Annotated in this window: 20 protein-coding genes and 1 other annotated feature; of the genes, 16 read left to right on the forward strand and 4 right to left on the reverse strand. The window is 35.9% G+C overall.

The window, feature by feature from the left end; translation table 11 throughout:
- Nucleotides 1-202: 202 nt before the first annotated feature.
- Nucleotides 203-1,876, reverse strand: coding sequence for a dihydroxy-acid dehydratase (ilvD, locus tag ACS3UD_RS04105; RefSeq protein ID WP_308137693.1), 1,674 nt, complete (start codon nucleotides 1,874-1,876; stop codon nucleotides 203-205).
- Between the two features lie 198 nt (nucleotides 1,877-2,074).
- Here ilvD and ACS3UD_RS04110 point away from each other — a divergent pair, with 198 nt between their 5' ends.
- Nucleotides 2,075-2,761, forward strand: coding sequence for a FadR/GntR family transcriptional regulator (locus ACS3UD_RS04110; RefSeq protein WP_308140119.1), 687 nt, complete (start codon nucleotides 2,075-2,077; stop codon nucleotides 2,759-2,761).
- A 405-nt stretch (nucleotides 2,762-3,166) separates the two neighbouring features.
- Complete coding sequence (locus ACS3UD_RS04115) at nucleotides 3,167-3,766, forward strand: DUF4489 domain-containing protein (RefSeq protein WP_308137692.1); 600 nt, start codon at nucleotides 3,167-3,169, stop codon at nucleotides 3,764-3,766.
- 203 nt (nucleotides 3,767-3,969) lie between these two features.
- On the opposite strand, the gene ACS3UD_RS04120 is transcribed toward ACS3UD_RS04115, so the two are convergent.
- Together ACS3UD_RS04120 and ACS3UD_RS04125 are read right to left on the reverse strand one after the other, a co-directional pair.
- Complete coding sequence (locus tag ACS3UD_RS04120) at nucleotides 3,970-4,545, reverse strand: manganese efflux pump MntP (protein WP_308137691.1); 576 nt, start codon at nucleotides 4,543-4,545, stop codon at nucleotides 3,970-3,972.
- A gap of 169 nt (nucleotides 4,546-4,714) precedes the next feature.
- The gene (locus ACS3UD_RS04125) at nucleotides 4,715-5,461 is read right to left on the reverse strand and encodes a 4Fe-4S binding protein (protein ID WP_308137690.1); all 747 of its coding nucleotides are present in this window, start codon (nucleotides 5,459-5,461) and stop codon (nucleotides 4,715-4,717) included.
- 210 nt (nucleotides 5,462-5,671) lie between these two features.
- Between ACS3UD_RS04125 and ACS3UD_RS04130 the strand changes: the two genes are divergently transcribed.
- From ACS3UD_RS04130 to ACS3UD_RS04150, 5 genes are all read left to right on the forward strand, one after another.
- Nucleotides 5,672-7,222 (forward strand): glutamate synthase-related protein, encoded by a 1,551-nt coding sequence (locus ACS3UD_RS04130; RefSeq protein WP_308137689.1) that lies wholly within the window; start codon nucleotides 5,672-5,674, stop codon nucleotides 7,220-7,222.
- 99 nt (nucleotides 7,223-7,321) lie between these two features.
- Nucleotides 7,322-8,146: an Mrp/NBP35 family ATP-binding protein gene (locus ACS3UD_RS04135; RefSeq protein WP_308137688.1), complete on the forward strand. Its 825-nt coding sequence runs from the start codon at nucleotides 7,322-7,324 to the stop codon at nucleotides 8,144-8,146.
- 47 nt (nucleotides 8,147-8,193) lie between these two features.
- Entirely contained in the window at nucleotides 8,194-8,562 is a 369-nt protein-coding gene (locus ACS3UD_RS04140) for a DUF134 domain-containing protein (protein ID WP_308137687.1), read from the forward strand.
- 117 nt (nucleotides 8,563-8,679) lie between these two features.
- On the forward strand, nucleotides 8,680-8,901 hold the full coding sequence (locus ACS3UD_RS04145) for a DUF5320 domain-containing protein (RefSeq protein WP_308137686.1): 222 nt from the start codon (nucleotides 8,680-8,682) through the stop codon (nucleotides 8,899-8,901).
- Nucleotides 8,902-8,927: 26 nt separating this feature from the next.
- Entirely contained in the window at nucleotides 8,928-9,287 is a 360-nt protein-coding gene (locus tag ACS3UD_RS04150; protein ID WP_308137685.1) for a NifB/NifX family molybdenum-iron cluster-binding protein, read from the forward strand.
- Here the strand turns inward: ACS3UD_RS04150 and ACS3UD_RS04155 are convergent.
- Nucleotides 9,284-10,435, reverse strand: a complete 1,152-nt coding sequence (locus tag ACS3UD_RS04155) for a YibE/F family protein (RefSeq protein ID WP_308137684.1) — start codon at nucleotides 10,433-10,435, stop codon at nucleotides 9,284-9,286. The genes ACS3UD_RS04150 and ACS3UD_RS04155 overlap by 4 nt on opposite strands.
- A gap of 131 nt (nucleotides 10,436-10,566) precedes the next feature.
- Nucleotides 10,567-10,767: a binding site (T-box leader), on the forward strand.
- Nucleotides 10,768-10,869: 102 nt separating this feature from the next.
- Here ACS3UD_RS04155 and leuS point away from each other — a divergent pair.
- From leuS to glmU, 9 genes are all read left to right on the forward strand, one after another.
- Complete coding sequence (leuS, locus tag ACS3UD_RS04160; protein WP_308137683.1) at nucleotides 10,870-13,281, forward strand: leucine--tRNA ligase; 2,412 nt, start codon at nucleotides 10,870-10,872, stop codon at nucleotides 13,279-13,281.
- A 465-nt stretch (nucleotides 13,282-13,746) separates the two neighbouring features.
- A complete protein-coding gene (locus ACS3UD_RS04165) occupies nucleotides 13,747-19,263 on the forward strand; it encodes a SpaA isopeptide-forming pilin-related protein (protein WP_308137682.1) in 5,517 nt (1,838 codons plus the stop codon).
- Nucleotides 19,264-19,317: 54 nt separating this feature from the next.
- Complete coding sequence (locus tag ACS3UD_RS04170) at nucleotides 19,318-19,992, forward strand: class D sortase (protein ID WP_308137681.1); 675 nt, start codon at nucleotides 19,318-19,320, stop codon at nucleotides 19,990-19,992.
- 45 nt (nucleotides 19,993-20,037) lie between these two features.
- Nucleotides 20,038-20,541 carry a GAF domain-containing protein gene (locus tag ACS3UD_RS04175; protein WP_308137680.1) on the forward strand — a complete coding sequence of 168 codons (504 nt, stop codon included), beginning with the start codon at nucleotides 20,038-20,040 and terminating at the stop codon, nucleotides 20,539-20,541.
- A 63-nt stretch (nucleotides 20,542-20,604) separates the two neighbouring features.
- Nucleotides 20,605-21,324 carry a DUF4397 domain-containing protein gene (locus tag ACS3UD_RS04180; protein ID WP_308137679.1) on the forward strand — a complete coding sequence of 240 codons (720 nt, stop codon included), beginning with the start codon at nucleotides 20,605-20,607 and terminating at the stop codon, nucleotides 21,322-21,324.
- A 107-nt stretch (nucleotides 21,325-21,431) separates the two neighbouring features.
- Nucleotides 21,432-22,127 carry an aspartate/glutamate racemase family protein gene (locus tag ACS3UD_RS04185; protein ID WP_308137678.1) on the forward strand — a complete coding sequence of 232 codons (696 nt, stop codon included), beginning with the start codon at nucleotides 21,432-21,434 and terminating at the stop codon, nucleotides 22,125-22,127.
- Nucleotides 22,128-22,216: 89 nt separating this feature from the next.
- On the forward strand, nucleotides 22,217-23,038 hold the full coding sequence (purR, locus tag ACS3UD_RS04190) for a pur operon repressor (protein WP_308137677.1): 822 nt from the start codon (nucleotides 22,217-22,219) through the stop codon (nucleotides 23,036-23,038).
- A gap of 108 nt (nucleotides 23,039-23,146) precedes the next feature.
- The gene (gene spoVG, locus ACS3UD_RS04195) at nucleotides 23,147-23,437 is read left to right on the forward strand and encodes a septation regulator SpoVG (protein WP_213926509.1); all 291 of its coding nucleotides are present in this window, start codon (nucleotides 23,147-23,149) and stop codon (nucleotides 23,435-23,437) included.
- Nucleotides 23,438-23,725: 288 nt separating this feature from the next.
- A complete protein-coding gene (glmU, locus tag ACS3UD_RS04200; RefSeq protein ID WP_308137676.1) occupies nucleotides 23,726-25,096 on the forward strand; it encodes a bifunctional UDP-N-acetylglucosamine diphosphorylase/glucosamine-1-phosphate N-acetyltransferase GlmU in 1,371 nt (456 codons plus the stop codon).
- Nucleotides 25,097-25,098: the final 2 nt, after the last annotated feature.

A 25,098-nucleotide genomic window follows, 5' to 3' on the forward strand; every position in this document is an offset into this window, starting at 1 on the left:
CATAAATCGGATTATACGATCCGATTTATTTCTATATACTAGAAAAATTAGTGTTAAAAATATGTAAAAGATTAAATGTGTGGTATTATGCTATTCTATTTGTCTGTTTTCACTTGTCATTATATAGCTTACATTAAATTTTACCGGAATTATCAATAACATAATATTTTCGTCATGACAATTCCGGCATTTTATTTTCTATTTATTTGAATTTTGGAACTTCAAGGATTGCTCCTCTGTTACCTGATGTGACTAATGCTCTGTATCTTGCAAGGTAGCCTTTTGTAATTTTTGGCTCTCTCGGCTGCCACTTTGCTCTTCTTTTTTCAAGCTCTTCATCTGATACTATAAAATCTATTTTATTTTTAGTTATATCTATTTTAATTATGTCTCCTTCTTCAACGAGGGCAATATTTCCGCCAACAGCTGCCTCAGGTGATACGTGTCCTATTGATGCGCCTCTTGTAGCACCGGAAAATCGCCCGTCTGTGATGAGGGCAACGCTGTTACCAAGTCCTCTTCCGACTATTGCTGAAGTAGGGTTAAGCATTTCTCTCATGCCGGGGCCTCCTTTAGGGCCTTCGTAGCGAATAACAACAACGTCTCCTGCCACTATTTTGCCTGTATTAATTGCATTTATAGCATCTTCTTCGCAGTCAAATACTCTTGCGGGTCCTTCGTGAACCAGCATTTCAGGTGCGACGGCGGAGCGCTTAACTACGCATGTATCCGGAGCAAGATTCCCCTTAAGAACTGCTATTCCGCCAGTTTTGCTATAAGGATTTTCAATCGGTCTGATTACATCATGATTTAGGTTAATACAGCCTTCAATGTTTTCTCCTACGGTTTTTCCGGAGCATGTTATTAAGTTTGTATTGAGAAGTCCATTTTTATTTAGTTCATTCATTACGGCGTAGACTCCGCCTGCTTCGTTAAGGTCTTCAATATAAGTGTTTCCTGCCGGCGCAAGGTGGCATAAATTTGGAGTTTTTGCACTTACTTCGTTTGCAATATCCGGATTTAATTCAACTCCTGCCTCATATGCAATGGCTGGAAGATGCAGTATGCTGTTTGTGCTGCAACCTAAAGCCATATCTACAGCCAAAGCGTTCATGAATGCTTCTTTTGTCATAATGTCTTTTGGTTTTATGTCCTTTTCCAAAAGCTCCATTATTTTCATTCCTGCATGTTTTGCAAGTCTGATTCTTTCTGAATAAACAGCTGGAATTGTTCCATTTCCCTTAAGCCCCATTCCTAATGCTTCAGTAAGGCAGTTCATGCTGTTTGCAGTAAACATACCTGAACATGAACCGCAAGTAGGACATGCTTTGTTTTCATATTCTTCGACTTCAGCAAGTGTAATTTTACCTGCATTGTATGCTCCAACGGTCTCAAACAAGCTTGAAAGGCTTGTCTTTTTGTCCCTAATTCTTCCTGCAAGCATTGCTCCGCCGCTTACAAATATTGTAGGGATATTAATCCTTGCCGCAGCCATTAACAACCCTGGTACATTTTTATCGCAGTTTGGTACCATAACAAGTCCGTCAAAACAATGAGCCATAGCCATTGCTTCTGTTGAATCTGCAACTAAATCCCTTGTAACCAGGGAATATTTCATTCCTTCATGTCCCATTGCAATCCCGTCGCATACTGCTATAGCAGGAAACACGATGGGGGTACCGCCTGCCATAGCGACTCCCATTTTAACGGCTTCAACAATTTTATCCAAATTCATGTGTCCGGGAACTATTTCATTATATGAGCTTACTATTCCTATTAGAGGTTTGTTCATTTCTTCCTTTGTAATACCTAAGGCGTTAAAAAGGGAGCGGTGAGGAGCCTGCTGAACTCCCTTGGTGACTTGATCACTTCTCATAGAATCCTCCTAAAATCAATTCAAATTTATTGACGTAATATTACCATAAGCGTTGTATTATGTCAATGATAAATCATGTTCTTTATGCATGCTAATTTTATATTTTGCATATTGACAAAAACATAAAAATAATATTAATAATTTGTAAAATTTCATAAAAAAGGTTATGATGATATCAGTTAAGTGTTAGGAGGTAGGATTACATTGCATAGCAAAAGATTATCAGAACAAGCTGCTGAAGATATATTAAATATGATAACTGTGAAGAAAAAATACTTACCCGGTGATAAATTGCCTAATGAAAATGATCTTTCTGCAGAACTCAAAATTAGCAGAACAACTCTAAGAGAAGCAATAAGAATTTTAATTACGCACAATATTCTTGAAATAAAAAGAGGCAAGGGGACATATGTAGTGCCGATGCAGAATCTGAGAGATGATTTTTGTTTGGACGATTCTATGACTGCAATGATCGGCTTAAAAGATTTAATGGAGATACGGCTGATTATAGAACCTGAAATAGTTTACTATGCGGCTAAGAGAGCATCAGACAAGGAAATCGAAAAAATTCTTTATCATGGAGAGTTGATCGAAAATAAAATTCGAAATGGTGAAGATAGAACAGAAGAGGAACAGTTGTTTCATAATAGTATTGCTAAGTCAACACACAATGATTTTATCAACAGGCTTATGCCTATAATTAATCAGGGTATATACAAAGGTGTGATTCTTTCCAAAGAAAAATGTAAAGCAAATGATGATACTTTAGTAGATCATAGAGTAATAATGGATCATTTAAAAAAAAGAGATGCAGACGGAGCCAGAATAGCGATGAAGCTTCATATTATCAGGGCTATGGATAATTTTGGACTGTCAAGAGATTGAAAAATTTGTTATATAGTAAAAACTATTTGATACAATATGAAAACCCGCTGAAATGCGGGTTTTGCTATTAACGTTGCACGCTCAATTAGTGGGCATACTTTTTGTTATTTTTAGCAGTTGCATGGATTACATATCTGGCTTGTAGTAATAGCACTTGGTCAGAGTGTCTGCCAAGTGCTTGTACCAACAGCCCTGAAACTGAATAATAACTACAAGACCTTTTGACGTAACGATTATATCAAAGGGCCTTTTATTCTACAATACGCATTGTTATTGAGCACCTACTCCCTAAAGTTTATAAGGGACATTTATTTTTAATTTTTATTATTTTTCATGAACAGAATTGGATAAGCTTCATACTATAAAACATGAGACAATCTCATAATCTAAATGGAGGAAAACTTTATGGAAAATAGAAGATATTACCCTAATATAAAATATAAAAATGACTGCTGTGAACAAGATAATTTTGACTCCTATGAAAAAGATAAATTTGACTGCTGTAAAAAGTGTCCAAAGAAGAGAGACACAATTTTAGAATGTGGAATCAGGCCTAGTGATGCAATTTTTGAAATTGATGATGGCGATGTAGAAGATGATCAAAAATTTGTATTGGATCGCTTGATAGTAGATACTACTTGCTTAAATAAACCTATTGTTAAAATTGAATTTTCAAGTCTTATTTTCTTTGAAGTTGAGGATGATTGTGGTTCTGAACACGAAATAGAAGTTGATTTGCTATTTAAGTTAATAAGAATTTGTAATGGTGATAAACAATGTATTCAAAGTTGGAGATATTTGTATGAACTTGAAATTGAGAATGATATTGATGAGTTAGAAGTAGAAATGAGTCAACCATTTACAGTAACATTCTGTGATAGACCTTGCTCAGATTGCTGTGAATATAAAATGGTAGTAGAAGGCGTTGACTTTGACGGAGACTTTGATGCATTAAGAGTTGTTAAACCTGATTTAAGTGCTATTGCACAAGGATATTGTGACTAATGTTAAAATGCTAAACAAGCCCAATTAAAATTAACTAGTTCTTGGTGTTGATTCTGTAGACGGAGTGAAGTGACCCCTTAATAGTACACAATTTAGGTTCGGTCAAATAATTATATTTTTTAAAGATTTATTAAGTAATTTTGTTAATATAGATTAGGGGGCATTCCCCCTAATTTTTTTGTGGCCTTTTTAGGAGAATAATCTTAGCTGAAAAAAACATGCTCTATAAAGATCTTTAACCCTATTAGTATTAATATTGAGCCGCCTAAAAATTCAGCTTTCTGCTTAAACATTTCTCCGAATTTTTTGCCGAGATTTGAACCTATTATTGAACTTATAAATGTGATAATGCCGATGCATAATGCAGCGTTTACAATATTAACCTTTATTACAGCGAATCCGATTCCTACTGCCAGAGCATCAATGCTAGTTGCGATGGCCTGAAGCAATAATGTTTTAAAGGTTAAAAATTTTTCGACGTTTAGACATGCTTCTGGGTGTTTAAGTTCTTTCAATGCTTCAACAATCATTTTTCCTCCGATAAATCCCAAAAGTATCAATGCAATCCAGTGGTCTAAAAAAGAAATAGCTTCGCTGAAGGTTGATCCTACTAAGTACCCTAATATAGGCATGAAAGCCTGAAAGAAACCAAAAGCAGATGCGGTTAATAAAATCTGCTTTTTTTCGAATTTATTGAAGCACATTCCGTTAGATATTGATACGGCACACGCATCCATTGATAATCCAATTGATGTGAAAAACAGCATAAGGACACCCATTATTTTCTCCTTAGTATGTAAAGAATCATGCAGTACAGCATGACTTTTTAAATTATTTTAGTGTAACATTACGTATTATAACAAAAAAAGCAATTGATATCAAGAATTTATGCTATAAATAAAATAATGAGCAGAAGCCGGAGGTCCGGCTTTTGCTCATTATTTTTGTTTATGCGGCTGATTTGTCTTCCTTTTCCAGTGATAGTATTTTTAAAGGGCAGTTTTCTACACATGTATTGCACTTAATGCAATTTATGTTGTCAAATTGGTTTTTGTCAGAAAATTCAAGGTATGGGCTAAGCTGAAACGGGCAGACCTTAGAGCATTTTCCACAGCTGATGCATTTAGATTTATCTGAAATTGTAATTTTTTTCTCTGTTTTTTTTGCGATGCCTAATTTTCTTCCTAATCCAAGCGAGATTTTTTGCATTGTTCCCATTGGGCAGAATTGACACCATGTTCTTGAATTTACAAATATTGCAAGAGCTCCGCCAGCAATCAGAACAACTAAGTATGTGTTTGAAAACAAAGCGCCTATTTTATCTAAAATATCATAAGTTCCCCAAGAATTTAAAATCATAATCATTTTTCTTATGAAATTAAACATAAAAAAAAGGAAAAACGGAATGATAAAAAATTTTGATTTGAAAAATCCCGGTATTTTCTTATTTGCGCTATACGGTAGTATTATTTTATCAAACAGACTCCCATGGGGGCATATGTTACCGCACCAATATCTTCCGCTGAAGAAAGATGTAATAATAAGTCCTCCCATTATAAGAAGCACTACCAGTCCTAATTTAGGTTCCCATAAGCCTCCTATTGCCACAAGCACAGTTATTATCCAGCCGTATTTTCTGACAGGATTAAATATTCTGTTTGTCTTGATGTAATAATTTTTAGTCGTTTTGTTCATACTCTCTCCTTCAAATTTAATCAATAATTCACATTATATTTAGAATTGTGATTTTGTTTCCGTGACTTGGTTACAATAGCTGTAGGATCACGACGGTAAAAGTAATTCTACCATGAACTAAATTTCTTAAAGAATTGCAAACAATATTATTGACATATGTCAATAAAGTAGTAAAATATAATTATACAATTAATAATTAGGAGGTATTATATGTCTTTTAGTCCATCATTAGGAAGCACGTTGACACATACAGCAGTAAGAACTCCGGAAAACGTTTCGGAATATTCTGGTATGTGTGCAGTCTGTACAGCTAATTGTATAGGTCCATGTGAAATCGGGTTATCTGCTATAAGAGGTTGTGAGGCTCTTTATCCCTTTGAAACAGATAAAAATCAATTTGCGTCAGAAAAGAGATATCCGCTTGACTTTTCACATTTCAATATAAACGGGAAAGTATTCGGAGCTTATGGATGTGAAGAAAATGCGGATTCCGCAACTTATCCGAAAGTAGATATTCAGACGAGTTTTGGGTTATCGAAGAAAGTAAAAATGAATGCACCTATAATTCTTCCCGCTATGGCTAAGCTGAATTGGAAAGACTACTATGCTGGTGCTGCCTTGGCAGGGGTTCCCGTTGTTATAGGAGAGGATGTTGTAGCAAAGGACAAAGAGCTGGCGCTTGAAAACGGGAAAGTTGTTTCTTCTCCGTTAATTATGAAAATGGTGGATTCTTTTAGAGAATATTACAGAGGATATGGAGATATAATTCTACAGGCAAATTATGATGATGAAAATTTAGGCGTGCTTGATTATGCAATAAAAAGCTTGGGCGTGAAGTCTGTTGAATTAAAGTTTGGGCAGGCAGCAAAAGGAATTCAAGGCATGGGAGCAGTTAAGGATATAGATGATGCTGTAAAATTAAAAAAAATGGGTTACCTTGTGTATCCTGATCCTGAAGATCCTAATATAGCGGAAAATTACAAAAAAGGCAAAGGACAAATATTTGAAAAAATAGGGAAACTTCCTATATGGAACGAAGAATTGCTTATTAATAGAGTTGCAGAATTAAGAAAATTAGGTGCCGAGCGCATATGCTTTAAAACTGGACCATTTGACCCTAAAGACTTGGTAAGGATTATAAAAATTGCTTCAGAAGCAGGAGTGGATTTGATTACCTTTGACGGAGCCGGTGGAGGTACCGGAAACAGCCCTGTTAAAATGATGAATGAATGGGGCATGCCCACTGTTTATCTTGAAAGTATGCTCTACAATTTGCTAAGCAGAATGAAATATAAAAATTTTAAACTACCTCAAATTGCCATTGCCGGAGGGTTTGCTACAGAAGATCATATTTTCAAGGGACTTGCGCTTGGAGCTCCCGTTGTAAATTTTGTTGCAGTAGGAAGAGCTGCAATGGCTGCTGCAATGTCAGGGAAACAAGTTGATGAATTATTGTCTCAGGGCATAGTTACCAAAGAATATAAAAGGTTCGGTTCGGAAAGAAATGAGCTTTTTGCAGGGATAAGAGAATTGAAAATGTACTATGATAATACTGATAAAATATCAGGCGGTGCTATAGGTGTTTATTCATATATAAGCAGAGTTTCAGCAGGTCTTAAGCAGCTTATGGCGTTAAATCGAAAATTTAAACTTGGATTTATTGAAAGAGGAGACATAATTCCTCTTACAGAATTAGCGGCTCAAGTTTCAGGATTAGATACCTATGACGATCTTTTGTTAAAGGAATTAAGTAACATTTAATGTTTATTGACATATGAAGTCAGTAGGAATATAATCTTTTTAATGAACATATGTTGCTAATAAAAAATACATTAGTAAATATACGACAGGAGTAAACAGATGAGTGAAAATTGTAATTCAAGCTGCAGTTCATGCAGTCAAGACTGCGACAGCAGAAAAGAGCCTTTTGATTTTATGGAAAAGCCTCATGAAATGAGCAGCATAAAGAAAGTTATAGGAGTTGTCAGTGGAAAAGGAGGAGTAGGAAAGTCTCTTGTTACCTCGATGCTTGCTGTAACAATGAAAAGAAGAAATCACAACGTTGCTGTTTTAGATGCAGATATAACAGGACCGTCAATACCAAAGGCTTTCGGTCTGAAAGAAAAAGCAAAAGGGAATGATCATGGAATACTTCCGGTAAAAAGCAAGACCGGCATTGATATAATGTCAATCAACCTTTTGCTGGCAAATGATTCAGACCCTGTAATCTGGAGAGGGCCAATAATTGCCGGAACAGTAAAGCAATTCTGGACTGAAGTTATTTGGAAGGATATAGACTATATGTTTGTCGACATGCCTCCTGGAACAGGAGATGTTCCTCTTACAGTATTTCAGTCGATTCCGGTGGACGGTATAATAGTTGTAACGTCACCTCAGGAACTGGTTTCAATGATTGTTGAAAAAGCGGTTAAGATGGCGGAAAATATGAATGTTCCTATTTTAGGAGTAATTGAAAATATGTCATATTTCAAATGTCCTGACTGCAACAGCGAACATAAAATATTTGGAAACAGCCATATTGAAGAAGTTGCTAAGAAGCATAATTTAGAAGTGCTTGCAAAGATTCCTATAGACCCTAAAGTTGCCGTATCAATTGATAAAGGATTGGTTGAACTTTGCGACGATAGTTTATTTAATGGTATTGCAGAAATTTTGGAAAAGTAATATAATTGTAGAGATACACATTAGAAATATATATTGGAGAGATAATTATGCCAAGACCAAGAAAATGGAGAAAGGTGTGCTGCCTCCCAGACTCAAGTAGATTTGGACCTCTTGATTCTCATGCTAAAGGAAACATGTTTGTAACTATGACTATTGATGAATATGAAACCATAAGACTGATTGACTTAGAGGGATTATCTCAAGAAGAGTGTGCTTCTCAGATGAATGTAGCTCGCACAACTGTACAGGGTATATACAGTGATGCAAGAAGCAAGCTTGCGGAATCTTTGGTTAAAGGAAAAGTTCTGAGAATAGAAGGCGGAGACTACGAGCTTTGCAACGGTGAAGGAAACTTCTGTAGCAATGCGTGCAGGAGGCGGCGATGTAACATCGAACATAATAAAGAAGAAGTATAGACTGCTAGCAATAGCAGTTTTTTTCTTGAAATAAATAAAAAAGTTATTGACATATGTCAATAAAGAAGTATAATATAATTATAAATGACATATGTCAATAATAAAAGGAGGGTTATCATGCCAGGAAGAGACGGAACAGGACCAGTTAACCAAGGATTTAATTATGGAAAAAGATTTTTTAGAAACGGCTACGGCAGAAGAGGCGGCTGCGGCGGTTATGGTTACGGAATTGGATGCTTTAATGGTTATAAAACTAGGAAAGAATTTCTTTTGGAACAAAAAGAAATTTTAAAAAAGAGAGTTGAAGACATTGAAGCAGAGCTACATGATTTTGATTAGTCAACAAGAAGGGTAGGAGGTATTTTATGAAAATTGCATTACCTGCAAAGAGTAAAGACATGGGTTCAGAGTTATATGAAAGTTATGGACGCGCTCCGTATTATCTCTTATATAACAGTGTAACAAAGGAAAGTGAATTTTTGGATAACAGTGCAGTTTTAAGCCAGGGAGCTTCGGGAATAAGAGCTTCACAAGTTATTGCGGATAATGGAGTCAAGGTTTTGATTACACCAAGATGTGGAGAAAATGCACAGAAAACTTTAGAAAAAGCCGAAATACTAATTTATAAGTCAGTACCCGGCTCTTTAGAACATAACATTAACGAATTTCTCTCAGATAAATTAAGTCTGTTAGATGAATTTAATTCTAGGATGTACAAGGATTAATACTTGCTAAAAATATATGCTGAAAATATGGAAGTTACGGGGATGGCAAGAAGTATCCCCATACTTCCTATGATTGCCTGCAATATTTCAAACACTATCATTTCAAGATTTATAAGCTGCAAAAAATCATTGTTATATAATACCATCAGTAGAACTATAGATAATGAACTCCCAATATAGGCCAACACTAAAGTGTTTGTCATTGTTCCAATTGAATCTTGTCCAATATTAAGTCCAGATTTTAGGAATACTTTGTAACTTTTATTTTCAATATTTTCGGAAAGCTCATTTATAGCAGAAGCTATTGACATGGAGATGTCCATAATCGCTCCTAATGAGCCTATTACAATGCTGCCCCACAGTATAGCCTTTAAATCTATAGGGTTTTCGGTATTAACCATGAAAAGGAATATGGAATCTTGGTCTATCATTCCCGTTAGGTTCAGCATTTTGCTGATTACATACGAGAGTATTCCGGCAGCAGCAAGGCCTCCTAAGTTCCCAACAATTGCGCATAAAGTCTTCTTGTGAGCGCCGTTTATGATTAACATGCTTGAAAGTATGATGAATATACAAATTGTAATTGAAGAAATATAAATGTTCTTACCGTTTAATATCGAAGGTACGAAAACAAAGAAAATGGAAAAGCAGGTTATAATTAATGATACAATCGTATTAATTCCTTTTCTTTTGCATAACAGTATGAGCAACGAAAAAAACAACGCAGCAATAATTATTAGTGAATCTGTTCTATAATATTCTATGAAAGTCCACACGTTTTTTTCAACATTTTCTCTTGAGCTAAGAAGAGATATTAAGACATCATCACCTACTTCAATTTGTTTGGGATTAATTCCGACAGCTTCGTCAATAAATTGGTAAGCTTCGACTTTATCATTACCGGAGTCATAGTTTTTTATTTGCGCAATAAATCGAATTGATTTAGTGGCCATCATTTCATATCCGTAGTCAATTTGATCTTCTTTAATCTCTTCCACAGATAGGACTTTTGCTCTGTAAGATGTCTGTTCTTTAAGGGCACTTAAATCTGATTTGTTAGAAGTGTATCCTATTAATAAAAACAAAAGTGAAAATATCAATGTAAAAATGTATATAACCGTATCTTTGTGCTTTTTTAACAGTTCCATATTTAACCTCTATTTTGAATTTACAAATGAATTTTATCATAAAATTTTTAAATAATCAATTTTTAATTGTATTTTGAAAATTAGGTGTTGCATAAGAAAATCGCTTCTGATATAATACGAAAGAAAGTGAATAATTTACTGTGACTGGAAGCATTAGGTTTGTACATACTTTTAGCGAGCTGCCGTTTGGTGCAAGGCAGCAGTATGAGAACTGAACTCGTCCATGAGTATTTGAAGCGAACAAAGTAGTTTCAAACGGATAAAACCGTTACATAATAGAGTGAGGCATATGCCTAAAATGGGTGGTACCGCGGATAGTCTTCGTCCCAGAGTGGGAGAGGGCTGTTTTTTTATTGGTCCACAATTATACTTCTTGTGAGCAGAAACAGAGAAGTTCAGATTTTTTTAAAATTAAATTGACTATGGAGGTAAAAATGAAATCATACAATCCCGGAGTAATTGAAAAAAAGTGGCAGGAAATTTGGGAAAATAAAGAAATATTCAAAGCAGAAGATAATTCTGATAAAGAGAAATTCTATGGTTTGGTAGAATTCCCGTATCCTTCTGGAGTGGGTCTGCACGTTGGGCATATTCGCGCATACACTTCTCTTGAAGTGATTTCAAGAAAGAGAAGGCTGGAAGGTTACAATGTTCTTTTCCCAATAGGATGGGATGCGTTTGGGCTTCCAACTGAAAACTATGCAATTCAGTCAGGCATACATCCAAGAGTTGTAACAGACAGAAATATTAAAGTGTTCACACAGCAGCTTAAGGCGGCAGGGTACTCTTTTGACTGGTCTAGAACTGTTGATACAACGGATCCTGAATACTATAAATGGACACAATGGATTTTTGTGCAACTATTTAAGCGCGGATTGGCATACAAAGACAAGACATATGTTAACTTCTGCAACAGCTGCAAAGTTGTTCTTGCAAATGAAGAATCTCAAAACGGAGTATGTGACAGGTGCGGCAGCGAGGTAGTGCAGCTTGAAAAAGATGTATGGTTCTTAAAAATCAGAGAATATGCCGACAAACTGTTAGATGGGCTTAATGAAGTTAATTTTCTTCCAAGAATAAGGCTTGAACAGGAAAACTGGATAGGACGTTCATATGGAGCCGAAGTGGATTTTAAACTGAAAGATACGGATGATAAGTTAAGAGTGTTTACAACCAGACCGGATACTTTGTTTGGTGTAACGTTTATGGTTATTGCACCTGAGCATCCTTTTATTGAAAAATATGCTTCAAGAATAAAGAATATGGATGAAATTCATGACTATCAGGAGCAGTCTAGAAAGAAAACAGAATTTGAAAGAGTTCAACTGGCAAAAGATAAAACCGGCGTTGAAATAAAAGGACTTACAGCTGTAAATCCGTTTTCCGGAGATGAAGTGCCTGTATGGGTTGCGGACTACGTAATGATGGGTTACGGAACAGGAGCAATAATGGGTGTTCCTGCTCATGATACAAGAGACTGGGAGTTTGCTAAGAAATTTAACATTCCTATAATTGAAGTTATTGAGGGCGGAAACGTACAGGAAGAAGCGTACACAGATGTTGACGACGGAATATTGGTTAACTCCGGCCTGTTAAACGGTCTTAGAGTTAAAGAAGCTATTGCTAAAATAATAGAATATATAAAAGAAAATAAACTAGGTGAGCCAAAAACGAATTATAAAATGAAGGACTGGGCGTTTAACAGACAAAGATATTGGGGAGAGCCTATTCCAATAATTCATTGTCCTCATTGCGGGATGGTTCCTGTTCCGGAAGATCAGCTGCCGGTTACACTGCCGGAGGTTGAAAACTATCAGCCTACAGAAACAGGAGAATCTCCGTTGGCTAATATATCTGAATGGGTTAATGTTAAGTGCCCTGTTTGCGGTAAAGATGCAAAGAGAGAAACTGACACTATGCCTCAATGGGCAGGTTCTTCATGGTACTTCCTGAGATATATAGATCCACACAATCATGATGCCATAGCCTCTAAAGAGAAATTTGATTACTGGGGACCTGTAGACTGGTATAACGGCGGAATGGAGCACGTTACAAGACACTTGATCTATTCGAGATTCTGGCATAGATTCCTTTATGACATAGGAGCAGTAACATTTAAAGAGCCGTATGCAAAACGTACAGCGCAAGGGCTGATTCTCGGTTCTGACGGTGAAAAGATGTCTAAATCAAGAGGAAATGTAATAAATCCTAATGATATAATTGGAGAGTACGGTGCAGACACGCTGAGAACATATATAATGTTTATAGGCGATTATGAAAAATATGCAATATGGAGTGACTCAAGCGTTAAAGGATGTAAAAGGTTCCTTGACAGAACGTGGAAGCTTCAGGAAATTGCAACTGAAGAAGAGGGATATTCAGAAAAGCATATTTCTCTTATGCACAAGACAATTAAAAAAGTAACAGAAGACTATGAAGCCATGAAGTACAATACAGCTATAGCTGCAATGATGAGCTTTGTTAATGAGGTAATGGCAGATAGCTATATAACAAGAGGAGAATTGAAGTCCTTTATAACTCTGTTAAACCCGGTTGCTCCACATATAACCGAAGAAATTTGGGAAGAAATGAACTTCGGAGGAATGTTAAACCGGTCAAGCTGGCCAGTTTGGGACGAAGAAAAAACAGTTGATGATGTAATTGAACTTCCTGTTCAGGTAAGTGGAAAAGTAAGAGGCAAAATTATTATTTCCAAAGATGCTGATAAGGAAACTGCAAGGAAATTGGCTGTTAGCGATGAAAATATTAATAAATATCTTGAAGGAAAAACACAAGTTAAGGAAATTTATGTTCCTGGTAAAATTTACAACATAGTTGTAAAATAAAAGCAACGCAGATAACGACATTTTTATTAATACGGCCGCTGAATACAGCGGCCTATTTTTTGTTTGCCTAATATTAACAATATTAGACCCGAAATTTTACTGGATTTTATATCGAACGGTAATTAACACTTAACTATTGATTACTATTCGGATAAAAATAATAATTTATGTTTAGGTTGTATGCATAGTGGATATAAACAATGTATTGTGACGCTTGCTATGTATTATTTTTATACGAAGATAATGCAGTGTAGCTTAAACGTTTCATATATTTAAAAATAAACATTTATGAAGCTTGGTAACAATTGTTCTATATGTTTTTTTAAAAAGATGTGTTATCGTAGTAATTGTGCTATGCATTGCATCAATTAAGATGCGCAAGCAGTACACTAAAAAATAATTATATTCTATTTATCAGCATTTATGCTTTTAAATAAAAAAACAAAAGAAAGGAGGAAATGAAAAATGGAGAGAATTAAAAGATCAAAAATTATCAGTATGGTTTTGATGTTTATGATGGTGTTTCAGCTTATGATGCCAGGCAGCTTTGCTTATGGAGATACAATTTCAGAAGAGGATTTATCTGAAGATTCTTTGCATCTGTTATCGGAAACAACAACACCACCAGCAATACAAGCAACATTAGCAGAATCTCAAAGAAATTTGGGTAATATATTTGATTTTGTCTCGATGACAATTGATGGTACGCCTATTAATGATGAAGATATCATAAAAATAGATGACGGTACTGTAGTACAGGTAAGATATACTTGGGACACAGAAGGTGTTGATCCGAAGGCACAAGCAGGAGATATAGCAACGATCCGGCTTTCCGATGCATTTGAAATGGTTGATGTTTCCGGAGAGAATATAATAGTTGATGGAACAATTGTAGGGACCTACAGCATTAGTGGTGGGGAATTAAAGTTTGAATTCAATGAAAATATTGAAAAAGACAATGTCAAAAATGGTTATGTTGATCTTGGTTTAGAATTCAACTTGGAAAAATTCCAAGAAAATATTGTGCAAGAAATTCCATTTCATGATGGCAGCGATAATAATATTACAGTAATAGCACGACCCACGGGAACAGTAAGCAGTATTGATAAGGAGGGGCATCCTGACAGTCAAGAGAATGCAAGAGAAATAACTTGGACAATTGATGTAATCAATACCAATGATGAATTAATAACAGAAGCGACATTAGAGGATACTATTCCAGTAGGATTAGGAGCTGCCAGAGATTTTAAGATTAATGTTTTAAATATTGGCCTTAATGGAAATATAACTCCCGGAGCGGAAGCTTCACTTCCAATTCCAACCGGTTTTCCAATCGACTTAGGTACTATGGCACCTTTTATCGGCTATAGGGTTCAATTTACAACGGACATTGAAGATTACACGGCAGAGTCCTTTACCAACAATGCAGCTTTTAAATATGGTGAAACAAGTTTGCCGGCAGGTGCAACAGTATGGGGGTTGACAAGAAGTAATCCGATTGAAAAGAACGGACAAATTCTAACAAGCGCCGAAACTGATACCATAAGATGGACAATTGATGTCAACAAAAATGGACAAGAGATTACAGATGCCAGTGTAGAAGAGAAGTTGCCAGACGGATTAACTATAGTGGAAGATAGCATCCAAGTTATTAAAATTACCCAAAATGGTGATAAATGGGATGAAGGCGATTCTCATCCTGATGAAGATTCACTTGCTGGATTCCCTATGAACTTAGGAAATTTAACATCTGATGATGCCTATAGAATCATATTTGATACAACGGTTGATTGGAGCGAAGTAAATAATGGCGATTATCTAAAGGATAATGGGTTTACCAACGAAGCAACGCTCTATGATGGCGCCGACAAATTAAATGATGATGACGCAACAGTTACCTTTAACAGAGATCCGATTCTTGAAAAAGTAGGAGTAGACAATGTTGATTATAACAACAAAACTATTACTTGGACAGTAACTGTTAATAAGGCAAAGCATCCGTTAGGTACTGTAACAGTAACAGATACGCTACCAAAAGGATTATCCCTTGATGAAGAAACTGTTAAGATCATAGGAGACGAGAGCCCTGATTTCGCTGGTATAACTCCTAGCATAGATACTACAAATGGTGGAGCAAATGATGGGAAAACTTTGCTGACAATTATGTTACCGAATGTTGGGACAGAAACCATTACTATTAAATACACAACGGAAATCACAGATTTTACAATTAATAGCTTTATAAACAGTGTTGGAATAACTGGCGATGGTGTTGGTGAAGGCGGAAGCTCTAGAGAGGTTAAAATAAATCCAAAAGCAAATACATATACGAAGAGTTTTTTGGGGATTGATTACAGTAAAAAGACAATCAACTGGCGTTTGAATGTTAATCCAGTAAGAGAGGATATCCAATCTGGATTTGTTATAACAGATACATTCCCCAATAACGGACTGATTCTGTTGCCGGATACAATAAAGGTTACTTTAGGTGGAGCAGAACTTGATAGTTCTGCGTACACATTGGCTCCGATTGGCGATGGTTACCACAATGGATTTACAATTACCTTTAACCCAGCAATAGCTGGCGGTAAGCTGGTAGTTACTTATACCACCTCTTATGACCCTCAAAAAGAAGTAGAAGGCTATTCCTTGATTCCTCATTCTAACGAAGATGACAAAAAAACTTACATAAACAAAGCTGAATTTGATGGAAAAACAGGTAACGGACATACAATTGATGCAGAAGACGACGCAAAAACAACTGTAAGAACAGACTCTTGGAACAGTGGTAAAAAAGAAGGAAAATTAAAACACTTTAATGATAAAGGAGTTATGGATGACGGTTGGGTAAGCGGGGCTGAAAGAAAAATTTTATGGCAGCTATACATTAACTATCAAGGACTAGATCTTGGAACAGGCGTTAAAGTGGCAGATACTTTAGCTTATACAGGAGATATTGACGAAGATAGTATTCGAGTAATTGGGTATAATGTTAAGATCAATGGAGAAACGGAATTTAATAATACTGAACTGGATTCTAGTAAATACACAGTAGATACCACCACGGGTAGCGCATTTACTTTAACTTTTGCAGATAGTTTTGTGGTAGATAAAAGATATGCAATAGAATTTACAACATCAGTGCCTGATATTTCAGCAGGAATCTACACCAACAACGCAAAAGTTACAGTCGGCGGTGTAGACTATCCTTATTCTGCAACTGTTAATTATGATAAGTACAATACTTTCTTAGACAAAAGTGCATTAGTGGCAGCAGATAATAAAGTGTTTACAGGTGATGAGGTCGATTGGGAAGTTAAAGTGAACGAAAGTTTATCCATAATTAAAAACGCTGTTATTACAGATACAATCAGTGCAGGGCATGTCTATGTAGACGGTAGCCTTGAAATCTTTAGACTACAAGATCCAGATGAGGCTCTAGTAGAGGGAACAGACTATACCCTTGCTGTAAGCACAACAGACAATGAAGAAAATGTTCTAACGGTTGAATTGAAGGATGATTTAAAGGATACCTTAATCTTAAAATATAAAACCGTGGTAACAACAACAAGCGGCGAAATAAGCAATTCAATCTTATTGGAAGGGAATACTGTAGAGAATGTCACCAAAGAATCAGATAAATTAACAGCAAGGCAATTTTCCAGCGTAGGCGGAGAATGGGCATCTAACAGAGGAGCGTTAAGAGTAACTAAAGTAGATGCAGAGACAGGTGAAGTCATCACAAATAATGAAGCAAGATTTACGCTATGGTACGAATTAAATAACAATAGGGTAGAATTTACCCAAGAGGAACCTTTTGTAACAGTAAATGGCGTTTTGGGTATAGGAAACTTACCACTTAGAACCTATTACCTAAGAGAGGCGGCAGCGCCAAATGGATATGTTCTACTCGATGGAGAAGATGATGAAATAGAAATCGTAGTGGATACTGCATATGATGACAATGAAGAAAATATTGTACCGGTTACTTTTGAAAACACCAAAGAAAAAATTGACGTTACCGGCATTAAAGAATGGGATGGCGGACCAAGCCCTAGACCAGCAGTATGGTTTAAACTGCACAGACAATTACCGGGCGGAGAGTTAGAAGAAGTACCGGGAACAGAAATTAAAAAACTAGAAAATGGAACAACAGAAGTAATCTGGGAAGCCTTAGATAAAACTAATATTGATGGTGTGGACTACATATATTCTGTTAAAGAAGTAGATTCAGAAGGCAATGATTTTACTCCTGAAAACTATGTAAAAGCAGAGAATGGATTAACAGTAACAAACCATTATGTCAGCCCAACAGATGCAAGTGCAAGGGCAGTGAAAGTATGGACCGGAGAACCGGAAGGCAGAACAGTAGAAAGACCAGCAGTGTGGTTTGAACTTTATAGACACGTAGAAGGCGGGGAGCCGGAAGCAGTGCAAGAAGCTGAAATTAAAGAACTGGCAGCCGGAACAACAGAAGTTGTTTGGACTGGACTTACCAAGACTGATGTTGCTGGCAAAGAATATATCTTTTCGGTACAGGAAGTAGATGCAGAAGGTAATGATTTTGCACCGGAAAACTACGAAAAATTCGAAGACGGCCTAACAGTAACCAACACTTATACAAAGAAAGATGTAACTGCTACAAAAGTATGGAGCGGCGGACCTTCTTCAAGGCCTACAATTTGGCTTGAATTATATCGACAGATTGAAGGTGGAGAATTAGAAAAAGCAGATGTTGAAATTAAAGAATTGCCAAGCGGAACAGAAGAAGCGACTTGGGAAGATGTAGACAAAACAGATGAAAATGGCAATGTATATATCTATTCAGTAAAAGAAGTAGATGAAGATGGCAATGATTTTGTTCCAAGTGGATACAGAAAATCCGAAGATGGTCTAACAGTAACAAATACCAAAAAATCATCAGGCGGTGGCGAAGTAACTCCGCTTTATGGAAAGGTTGTAGTTAAGAAAACCGATGAGGATAAAAAGGTTCTTTCCGGAGCAGAGTTTACACTGTATGATGAAGACGGAAAAGTTGTTGACAAAGGAGTTACAGGATCTAACGGAACAATATCCTTTGAGGAGTTGGAACCTGGAGAATATGTTCTGAAGGAAACTAAGGCTCCTGAGGGATATGTTTTGGAAGAGAATGAAACTGAAGTTTCAATCAACGGCTCTGTTACCAGGACATACACATTCACTAACAAGAAAGAAGAACCTGAGAAGCCAGGCAGCATTGAAATAATCAAGACTGATGAAGAAGGAAAACTTCTTTCAGGTGCATGGTTCAGTCTGATTGACGAAAACGGCTCTACTTTGCAGAATGTTGAAACTTCTGATGGACGCGCCGTATTTGAAGATGTACCTGCTGGAAGGTATACGGTAAAGGAAGTTCAGGCTCCAGAAGGATATGAACTGAGTAACAAGACAATTTCAGTTACTGTTAATAGCGACAAGACTATTGAGTTAAGCTTTATAAACAAACTTGAAGGAACACCTGATGTACCAGTTCCGGCTGAAACTGTTGGAAATATTTCAATTATTAAGGTAGACGAAAATTCCATGGCTCTACCGGGAGCGGAGTTTACACTATATGATGAGAATAATCGAATTATAGAAACTGCCGTATCAGACGAAAGCGGAAGAGTTATGTTTGAGAACCTTAAGAATGGGAAATATACCGTAAAAGAAACAAAGGCTCCAGAAGGATATGAAATTGTAGATGAACCTATGAACATTGATGTTACTGGAGATAAGACATACAGCTACAGATTTAGGAATGTACCTTCTTCTGTTCTAATAGAGGATCCTAATGTACCGATGGGATGGGAAACAATAGATGACCCAGACGTGCCTCAGGATACTGTGGATACACTGCCTAATACAGGCTCGTTTTTAAACACTTGGCTTTTAATGGTCATAGGGTTAATGATGATACTAGCCGGAGCGGTACTATACTTCAGAAGAAGAGTTACTAATTAGATTAATTTAGGAGAGGGGCGGTTTTGCTCCTCTCTATTTTTAGAGGATGATGGTATGCTAAAAAAATATTTGTCTTATATATTAATTATTACAGGAATAGCAATTATATCAATCGCATTATATCAAAAAATAAGTACATCTTATTATCAAAAGAAACTTGTCGAGGAGTATGACAGGCATATTAGCATGCTAAATTCTGATGTAAATGAAGAGTCGGAGGTTGTTCAGTCTGAAGTGGAGATACCTGGTGAGGAAATAAAACAGGAGTCAAGGGAAGAGCATGTTGAGGAAGTTCATGAAGAAAAAAGCCCCGTTGAAAAATATCTTGAGGGAAAAGAAATAAGCGGAATAATAGAAATTCCAAAATTGAATGTAAAATCGGCAATACTTGAAGGTACAGATGACAGCGCTCTGAAATATACGGTTGGACATTATCCGGAAACAGCAAATCCAGGTGAAAAGAGGAACTGCGTTCTTTTGGGGCACAGGAATTACGTATATGGTCATTTTTTCAGAAGAATTGACGAGCTGGAGCCTGGAGATCAAGTTATACTGAAGAAAGACGCAGAGACATACACCTATATTGTAACGGAATCTTTTGTAGTCAGCCCGGAAGAGGTATGGGTTCTAGATAACACGGAGGATGCCACAGTAACTATGATTACTTGCACACCTATGATAACATATACGGACAGACTTATTGTCAGAGGAGTTCTTTCAGATAAGTAAAATATACGAAGGAGAAATCAATAGCGCAGCTATTGAAAAAGCATTATGAATAATATAGAAAAAATTAATTTTGAATCAGAAGATAAGTTATATAGCTACATTAATTTGAAGCTTACAGCTTTAATATGTGATGAACCTGACTGGCTTGCAAACTTGTCTAATGCCGGTGCAGTTCTTTGGCTGCTGCTTGATAATATTAATTGGGCAGGATTTTACCTGTATAAAAACGATGAGCTTGTTCTCGGACCTTTTCAGGGAAAGCCGGCATGCACGCATATAAAACTTGGAAAAGGAGTATGCGGCACAGCGGCAGATAAGAAAGAGACACAGCTTGTTAAAAATGTACATGAATTTCCGGGGCACATAGCTTGCGATTCGAATTCAAATTCTGAGATAGTGATTCCTATTGTTAAAGGAAGCAGGCTGGTTGGAGTGCTGGATATTGACAGTCCTGTTATAAACAGGTTTAATGAAAACGATAGGCGGTATTTGGAGAAATTTGTGTCGTTAATTGTAAAATATGTTGATTTTCCCGAAAGCTTCGTTTAACCATTTTATTGAACGTTTAACATTCCTTTTCATATAATATTACATAAGAAAAGGGGTGAATTAATGAATAATTTTAACAATGTATATAACAATCCGTATTCTACATATCCTCAATGGAAAAACAACATGGATTACAAGAATCAAATATATAATCAAGCGATCAATTGTTACTGCAAAAAATCTTATTTAAGAATACTTAACACATATGATAAGGCTCTTGATGTCCAAGTTAATGAAATAATTATGGCAGAAGGTCTAAAAAGAGGTAATTTTACAAGATATGTGCAATTTACACCTGGGGTTTATAATGTGAAAATTTTTGAATCCGGTGAACCAAAAAAATTAATCTTTGAATCGGCTATAGACATAGAACGAAACCTTGTTTATACAGGAGCCATAGCTGAAGACGATAGAGACCCCGCTGATATAAGTGTATTAATGATTCCTGAAGCAAAGCAAAAATCAATTCCGGGGAAAATGGCGGCAGTCCGATTAATAAACCTTGCATCTAATGCACCGGACTTTGAGCTGGCAGCATCGGATAAAACTATACTGTTTTCCGGAGTAAACTTTGGCGATGCTTCAAATAATGTAGGAATACCTTCAGGGAGGTATACAATTACATTGAGAGAAAAATCAAATAAAAAGGATGTAAAAACACTTAATGTAGATTTTGCTCCAAGAATGCACTACACATTGTTCGTGTCAGGCAAGTATTGTGATGATTCAGACATTGATATAATAATACCTGAGGATGGAGTTAATTATTTAGAATTGTGCTAAGGTAAGTTGCGAGCATATGCAAGTTCATATGCTCATTTTTTTGTTGTTACTGCATTTCCTGTGTGATATAATTTAGTAGATTATTTTTATTATTATTGAGGTGTAAAATGAAAACTATAGGAATAATAGGTGGAATGGGACCTCTTGCTACAGTGGACCTGTACCATCGCATAGTATTGAGAACAAAAGCAGCTACTGATCAGGAGCATATACATGTAATTATTGACGGAAACACCGATATACCTGACAGAACAAAAGCAATAATTTCAGATGGCAAAAGCCCTACAGAAGAACTTATAAAATCTGCCAGGAAGCTGGAACAGGCCGGTGCAGATTTTTTAATAATGCCTTGCAATACAGCACATTATTATGTGGATGTAATCAAACAAAGCGTAAATATACCATTTGTGAACATGCTTGAAGAAACTACTAAGTATACTTTGAATAAATACGGAAAAGAAGCTGTTATCGGTATCCTTGCCACAGATGGCACCATAAAGTCAAAAATTTATGAAAATTATTATGCAAAGGTTGGAATTAAAACGGTGATTCCTGAAAAAACTCAGGAAAAAATAATGAAGTTCATATATGATGTTATCAAAAAAGGAAATTATGAAGAAGGGACTGCGCTTCTATTTGAATGCCTTGAGGAATTAAAGGAAAAAAAAGCAGATGCATTTCTTTTGGGATGTACAGAATTATCATCAGCACAATATATGTACAAGTTTGATGGAAATTTTATTAACCCTATGGAGGTGCTTACAGAAGCATCGATACTATATGCAGGTGGAGAGTTGAATTAATTTTAGGAATGATAAAATATTTTATTTAGCATCTTGAAAATTGCGAACGATTATTATATAATCAATTAAAACATTCGGACGGGGTTACTATGAAAAAATATAAAAGAAACCAAAGAATCGGTGCATTGATGAAAATATTCGCCGAAAAACCAAATTTCATTTTTTCTTACAACTATTTTTCAGAAATTTTCAATGCTGCTAAATCGACAATAAGTGAAGATGTTGCAATAGTAAAAGAATTAGTTTCAGAACTTGATTACGGTAAAATAGAGACTATCTCGGGAGCAGCAGGCGGTGCTGTCTTTATACCTGTAATGGGAATGAAAGAAAAAACAGACATACTTGATAACTTGTGCGAGATGTTTTCGCATAAAAATAGAATACTTTCTGGGGGTTTCATATATATGACGGATATTTTCAATAACCCCGGAGTTGTTACAAACATTGCAAAAGTTATATCCTCGGAATTTTCCAATAAAAAGATAGACTGCATAATAACTGTTGAAACAAAGGGTATACCGGCTGCTATATTGACGGGACAAAAGCTTAATGTGCCTGTTGCAGTCATAAGAAGAAATAACAAAGTAACCGAAGGAGCAACGGTAAGTATTAATTATGTATCCGGCTCTTCAAATAATATCCAGACAATGTCTTTATCAAAACGATCATTGAAGGAAAATTCAAGAGTGCTGATAGTGGACGACTTCATGAAAGGAGGAGGGACATGCAAGGGCATGGCCGACATGATGAGAGAATTCAATGCGGAAGTTGTGGGTACTGCTGTTGTCATCGAAACAAAGGAACCTGAAAAGAAATTGGTTGATAATTATTTGTCCCTTCTTGTGTTAAATGGTATAAATGAAAAGGAAGGAATTATTGATATAACCCCTAACAGTAAATTGTTAAAATAATTTCACATTTTTTTCCACAAAAATGAAAATGTTTTTTTGCTTTTTTCTTTTTATTATAGTATAATAGAAGAAAGTGGACATAATCTTTTGGGGGAAGGTGGTGACAACATGAAAATTTCGGACGTTAGAGTCAGAAAAATTAATTCAGAGGGTAAGATGAAGGCAATCGTTTCCGTTACTTTTGATGATTGCTTTGTGGTACATGACATTAAAATTATTGAAGGACAAGAAGGCTTGTTCATAGCTATGCCAAGTAGAAAAATGCCGGATGGAGAGTTTAAAGATATAGCTCATCCAATTAATTCTGAAACAAGAAACCTTGTTGCAGATGCTGTTTTTAAGGCTTATGAAGAAAAGCGCTTAGAAGAAAGCGAAAGTGCAGAAGCTGCTCTTCTATAGCGCCACGACTGATGATTGAATAATCAACAGTTTCCGGGTCTTTTATAAGACCCTTTTATTATGAAATTTTTTGACTTAATTATTAATATGTAATATATTTTTAATTATACCAATTATTATATGAGTTCAATATCTTATGCTTAAACACTTTAAAAATTTTAAGCAAAGATTATTTTATAAGTGAAAATTCGTTGATATTTCAGATTTGTTATCTATTTTTTCATTTTTATTTACTTTTCGAATAATATGTACTATAATAGCAAAGTATTACGAACAAGGAGAAAATATATGGGCATGTCAATTATTTTAGCAGCCGGTGAGGGAACGAGAATGAAATCAAATATTCCGAAAACCTTACACAAAGTTTGCGGTAAAGAGATGATCAGGTACGTTGTGGATGCTGCTAAAAATTCAGGAATAGAAAAAAATGTTGTTGTATTGGGTCATGGTAAAGAAAAAGTTGGACATAATATAGAGGATATGAATGTTGTTACAGTGGAACAACCTATTGGAGAAGGGGCGCCTTACGGAACAGGCTTTGCCGTTATGTCTGCTGTGGAATACATTGATGACGATGACACGGTCGTAATTTTAGTTGGAGACGGGCCGCTTATAAGAAGCGAAACTCTTGTGTCATTTATGAAGTATCATGAAGACAATGGCTATGCAGCATCGGTTATGACTTCGCATCTGGAGAATCCTAAAGGATATGGTAGAATAGTAAGAAATAACGATTTATCAATAATGAATATTGTTGAAGAAAAGGATGCTTCAGAGGAAATAAAGAAAATAAACGAAATTAACACAGGAATTTACTGCTTCAGTGGAAATATGCTTAAAAGCGCATTGCAAAAAATTGACACAAATAATTCACAGGGAGAGTATTATCTTACCGATACAATTAAGGTTTTGAATACAGAAGGTCATAAAATAGGCGGATGGTTACTAGAACATTCAACTGATATAAAAGCAGTGAACGATAGGGTACAGCTTGCTGAGGTAAATAAGATAATGCAGGAAAGAATAAATAAAAAGCTAATGCTCTCAGGAGTTTCCTTTATAGATCCTGAGCACACATATATAGCAGATACGGTTAAAATAGGAGCAGATACGGTAGTATACCCCGGAAGTATGTTGGAAGGAAGTACAGTAATTGGATCAAACTGCACTATAGGGCCTAATGCCAGAATAATAGATTCTGCTTTGAAAAATAATGTGACAGTTGAAAGTTCAAAAGTAATTGAATCAATTATAGATGAGGGATCAACTGTGGGGCCTTTTGCATATTTAAGACCGGGCACAGTCTTGGGTAAAAATGTCAAAATTGGCGATTTTGTAGAAGTTAAGAAGTCAACAATAGGAGATAACTCTAAATCTTCACATTTATCATACATAGGAGACGCTACAGTAGGAAAGAATGTAAATATAGGATGTGGTGTGGTATTTGTGAATTATGACGGAAAAAGCAAGCATCAAACAATTGTTGGGGATGGAGCTTTTGTAGGTAGCAATTCAAATCTTGTTGCTCCGGTAACAGTGCAGCAGGGAGGATATGTAGCTTGCGGCTCTACAATAACTGATGACGTTGAAGAAGGAGATCTGGCTATAGCAAGGGCTAGGCAGGTTAATAAAAAGGGTTTGGGGAAAAACAGATATTAGAG

Source organism: Sedimentibacter sp. LTW-03 (assembly GCF_052059825.1).
In the GTDB taxonomy this organism is placed as follows: Bacteria; Bacillota; Clostridia; order Tissierellales; family Sedimentibacteraceae; genus Sedimentibacter.

What these genes read in the sequence shown, in the direction of transcription:
- ilvD (WP_308137693.1), bottom strand. Translation starts at nt 1,876, where the DNA reads ATGAGAAGTGATCAAGTCACCAAGGGAGTTCAGCAGGCTCCTCACCGC.
- ACS3UD_RS04115 (WP_308137692.1), top strand. Translation starts at nt 3,167, where the DNA reads ATGGAAAATAGAAGATATTACCCTAATATAAAATATAAAAATGACTGC.
- ACS3UD_RS04120 (WP_308137691.1), bottom strand. Translation starts at nt 4,545, where the DNA reads ATGGGTGTCCTTATGCTGTTTTTCACATCAATTGGATTATCAATGGAT.
- ACS3UD_RS04125 (WP_308137690.1), bottom strand. Translation starts at nt 5,461, where the DNA reads ATGAACAAAACGACTAAAAATTATTACATCAAGACAAACAGAATATTT.
- ACS3UD_RS04130 (WP_308137689.1), top strand. Translation starts at nt 5,672, where the DNA reads ATGTCTTTTAGTCCATCATTAGGAAGCACGTTGACACATACAGCAGTA.
- ACS3UD_RS04135 (WP_308137688.1), top strand. Translation starts at nt 7,322, where the DNA reads ATGAGTGAAAATTGTAATTCAAGCTGCAGTTCATGCAGTCAAGACTGC.
- ACS3UD_RS04140 (WP_308137687.1), top strand. Translation starts at nt 8,194, where the DNA reads ATGCCAAGACCAAGAAAATGGAGAAAGGTGTGCTGCCTCCCAGACTCA.
- ACS3UD_RS04145 (WP_308137686.1), top strand. Translation starts at nt 8,680, where the DNA reads ATGCCAGGAAGAGACGGAACAGGACCAGTTAACCAAGGATTTAATTAT.
- ACS3UD_RS04150 (WP_308137685.1), top strand. Translation starts at nt 8,928, where the DNA reads ATGAAAATTGCATTACCTGCAAAGAGTAAAGACATGGGTTCAGAGTTA.
- ACS3UD_RS04155 (WP_308137684.1), bottom strand. Translation starts at nt 10,435, where the DNA reads ATGGAACTGTTAAAAAAGCACAAAGATACGGTTATATACATTTTTACA.
- leuS (WP_308137683.1), top strand. Translation starts at nt 10,870, where the DNA reads ATGAAATCATACAATCCCGGAGTAATTGAAAAAAAGTGGCAGGAAATT.
- ACS3UD_RS04165 (WP_308137682.1), top strand. Translation starts at nt 13,747, where the DNA reads ATGGAGAGAATTAAAAGATCAAAAATTATCAGTATGGTTTTGATGTTT.
- ACS3UD_RS04170 (WP_308137681.1), top strand. Translation starts at nt 19,318, where the DNA reads ATGCTAAAAAAATATTTGTCTTATATATTAATTATTACAGGAATAGCA.
- ACS3UD_RS04175 (WP_308137680.1), top strand. Translation starts at nt 20,038, where the DNA reads ATGAATAATATAGAAAAAATTAATTTTGAATCAGAAGATAAGTTATAT.
- ACS3UD_RS04180 (WP_308137679.1), top strand. Translation starts at nt 20,605, where the DNA reads ATGAATAATTTTAACAATGTATATAACAATCCGTATTCTACATATCCT.
- ACS3UD_RS04185 (WP_308137678.1), top strand. Translation starts at nt 21,432, where the DNA reads ATGAAAACTATAGGAATAATAGGTGGAATGGGACCTCTTGCTACAGTG.
- purR (WP_308137677.1), top strand. Translation starts at nt 22,217, where the DNA reads ATGAAAAAATATAAAAGAAACCAAAGAATCGGTGCATTGATGAAAATA.
- spoVG (WP_213926509.1), top strand. Translation starts at nt 23,147, where the DNA reads ATGAAAATTTCGGACGTTAGAGTCAGAAAAATTAATTCAGAGGGTAAG.
- glmU (WP_308137676.1), top strand. Translation starts at nt 23,726, where the DNA reads ATGGGCATGTCAATTATTTTAGCAGCCGGTGAGGGAACGAGAATGAAA.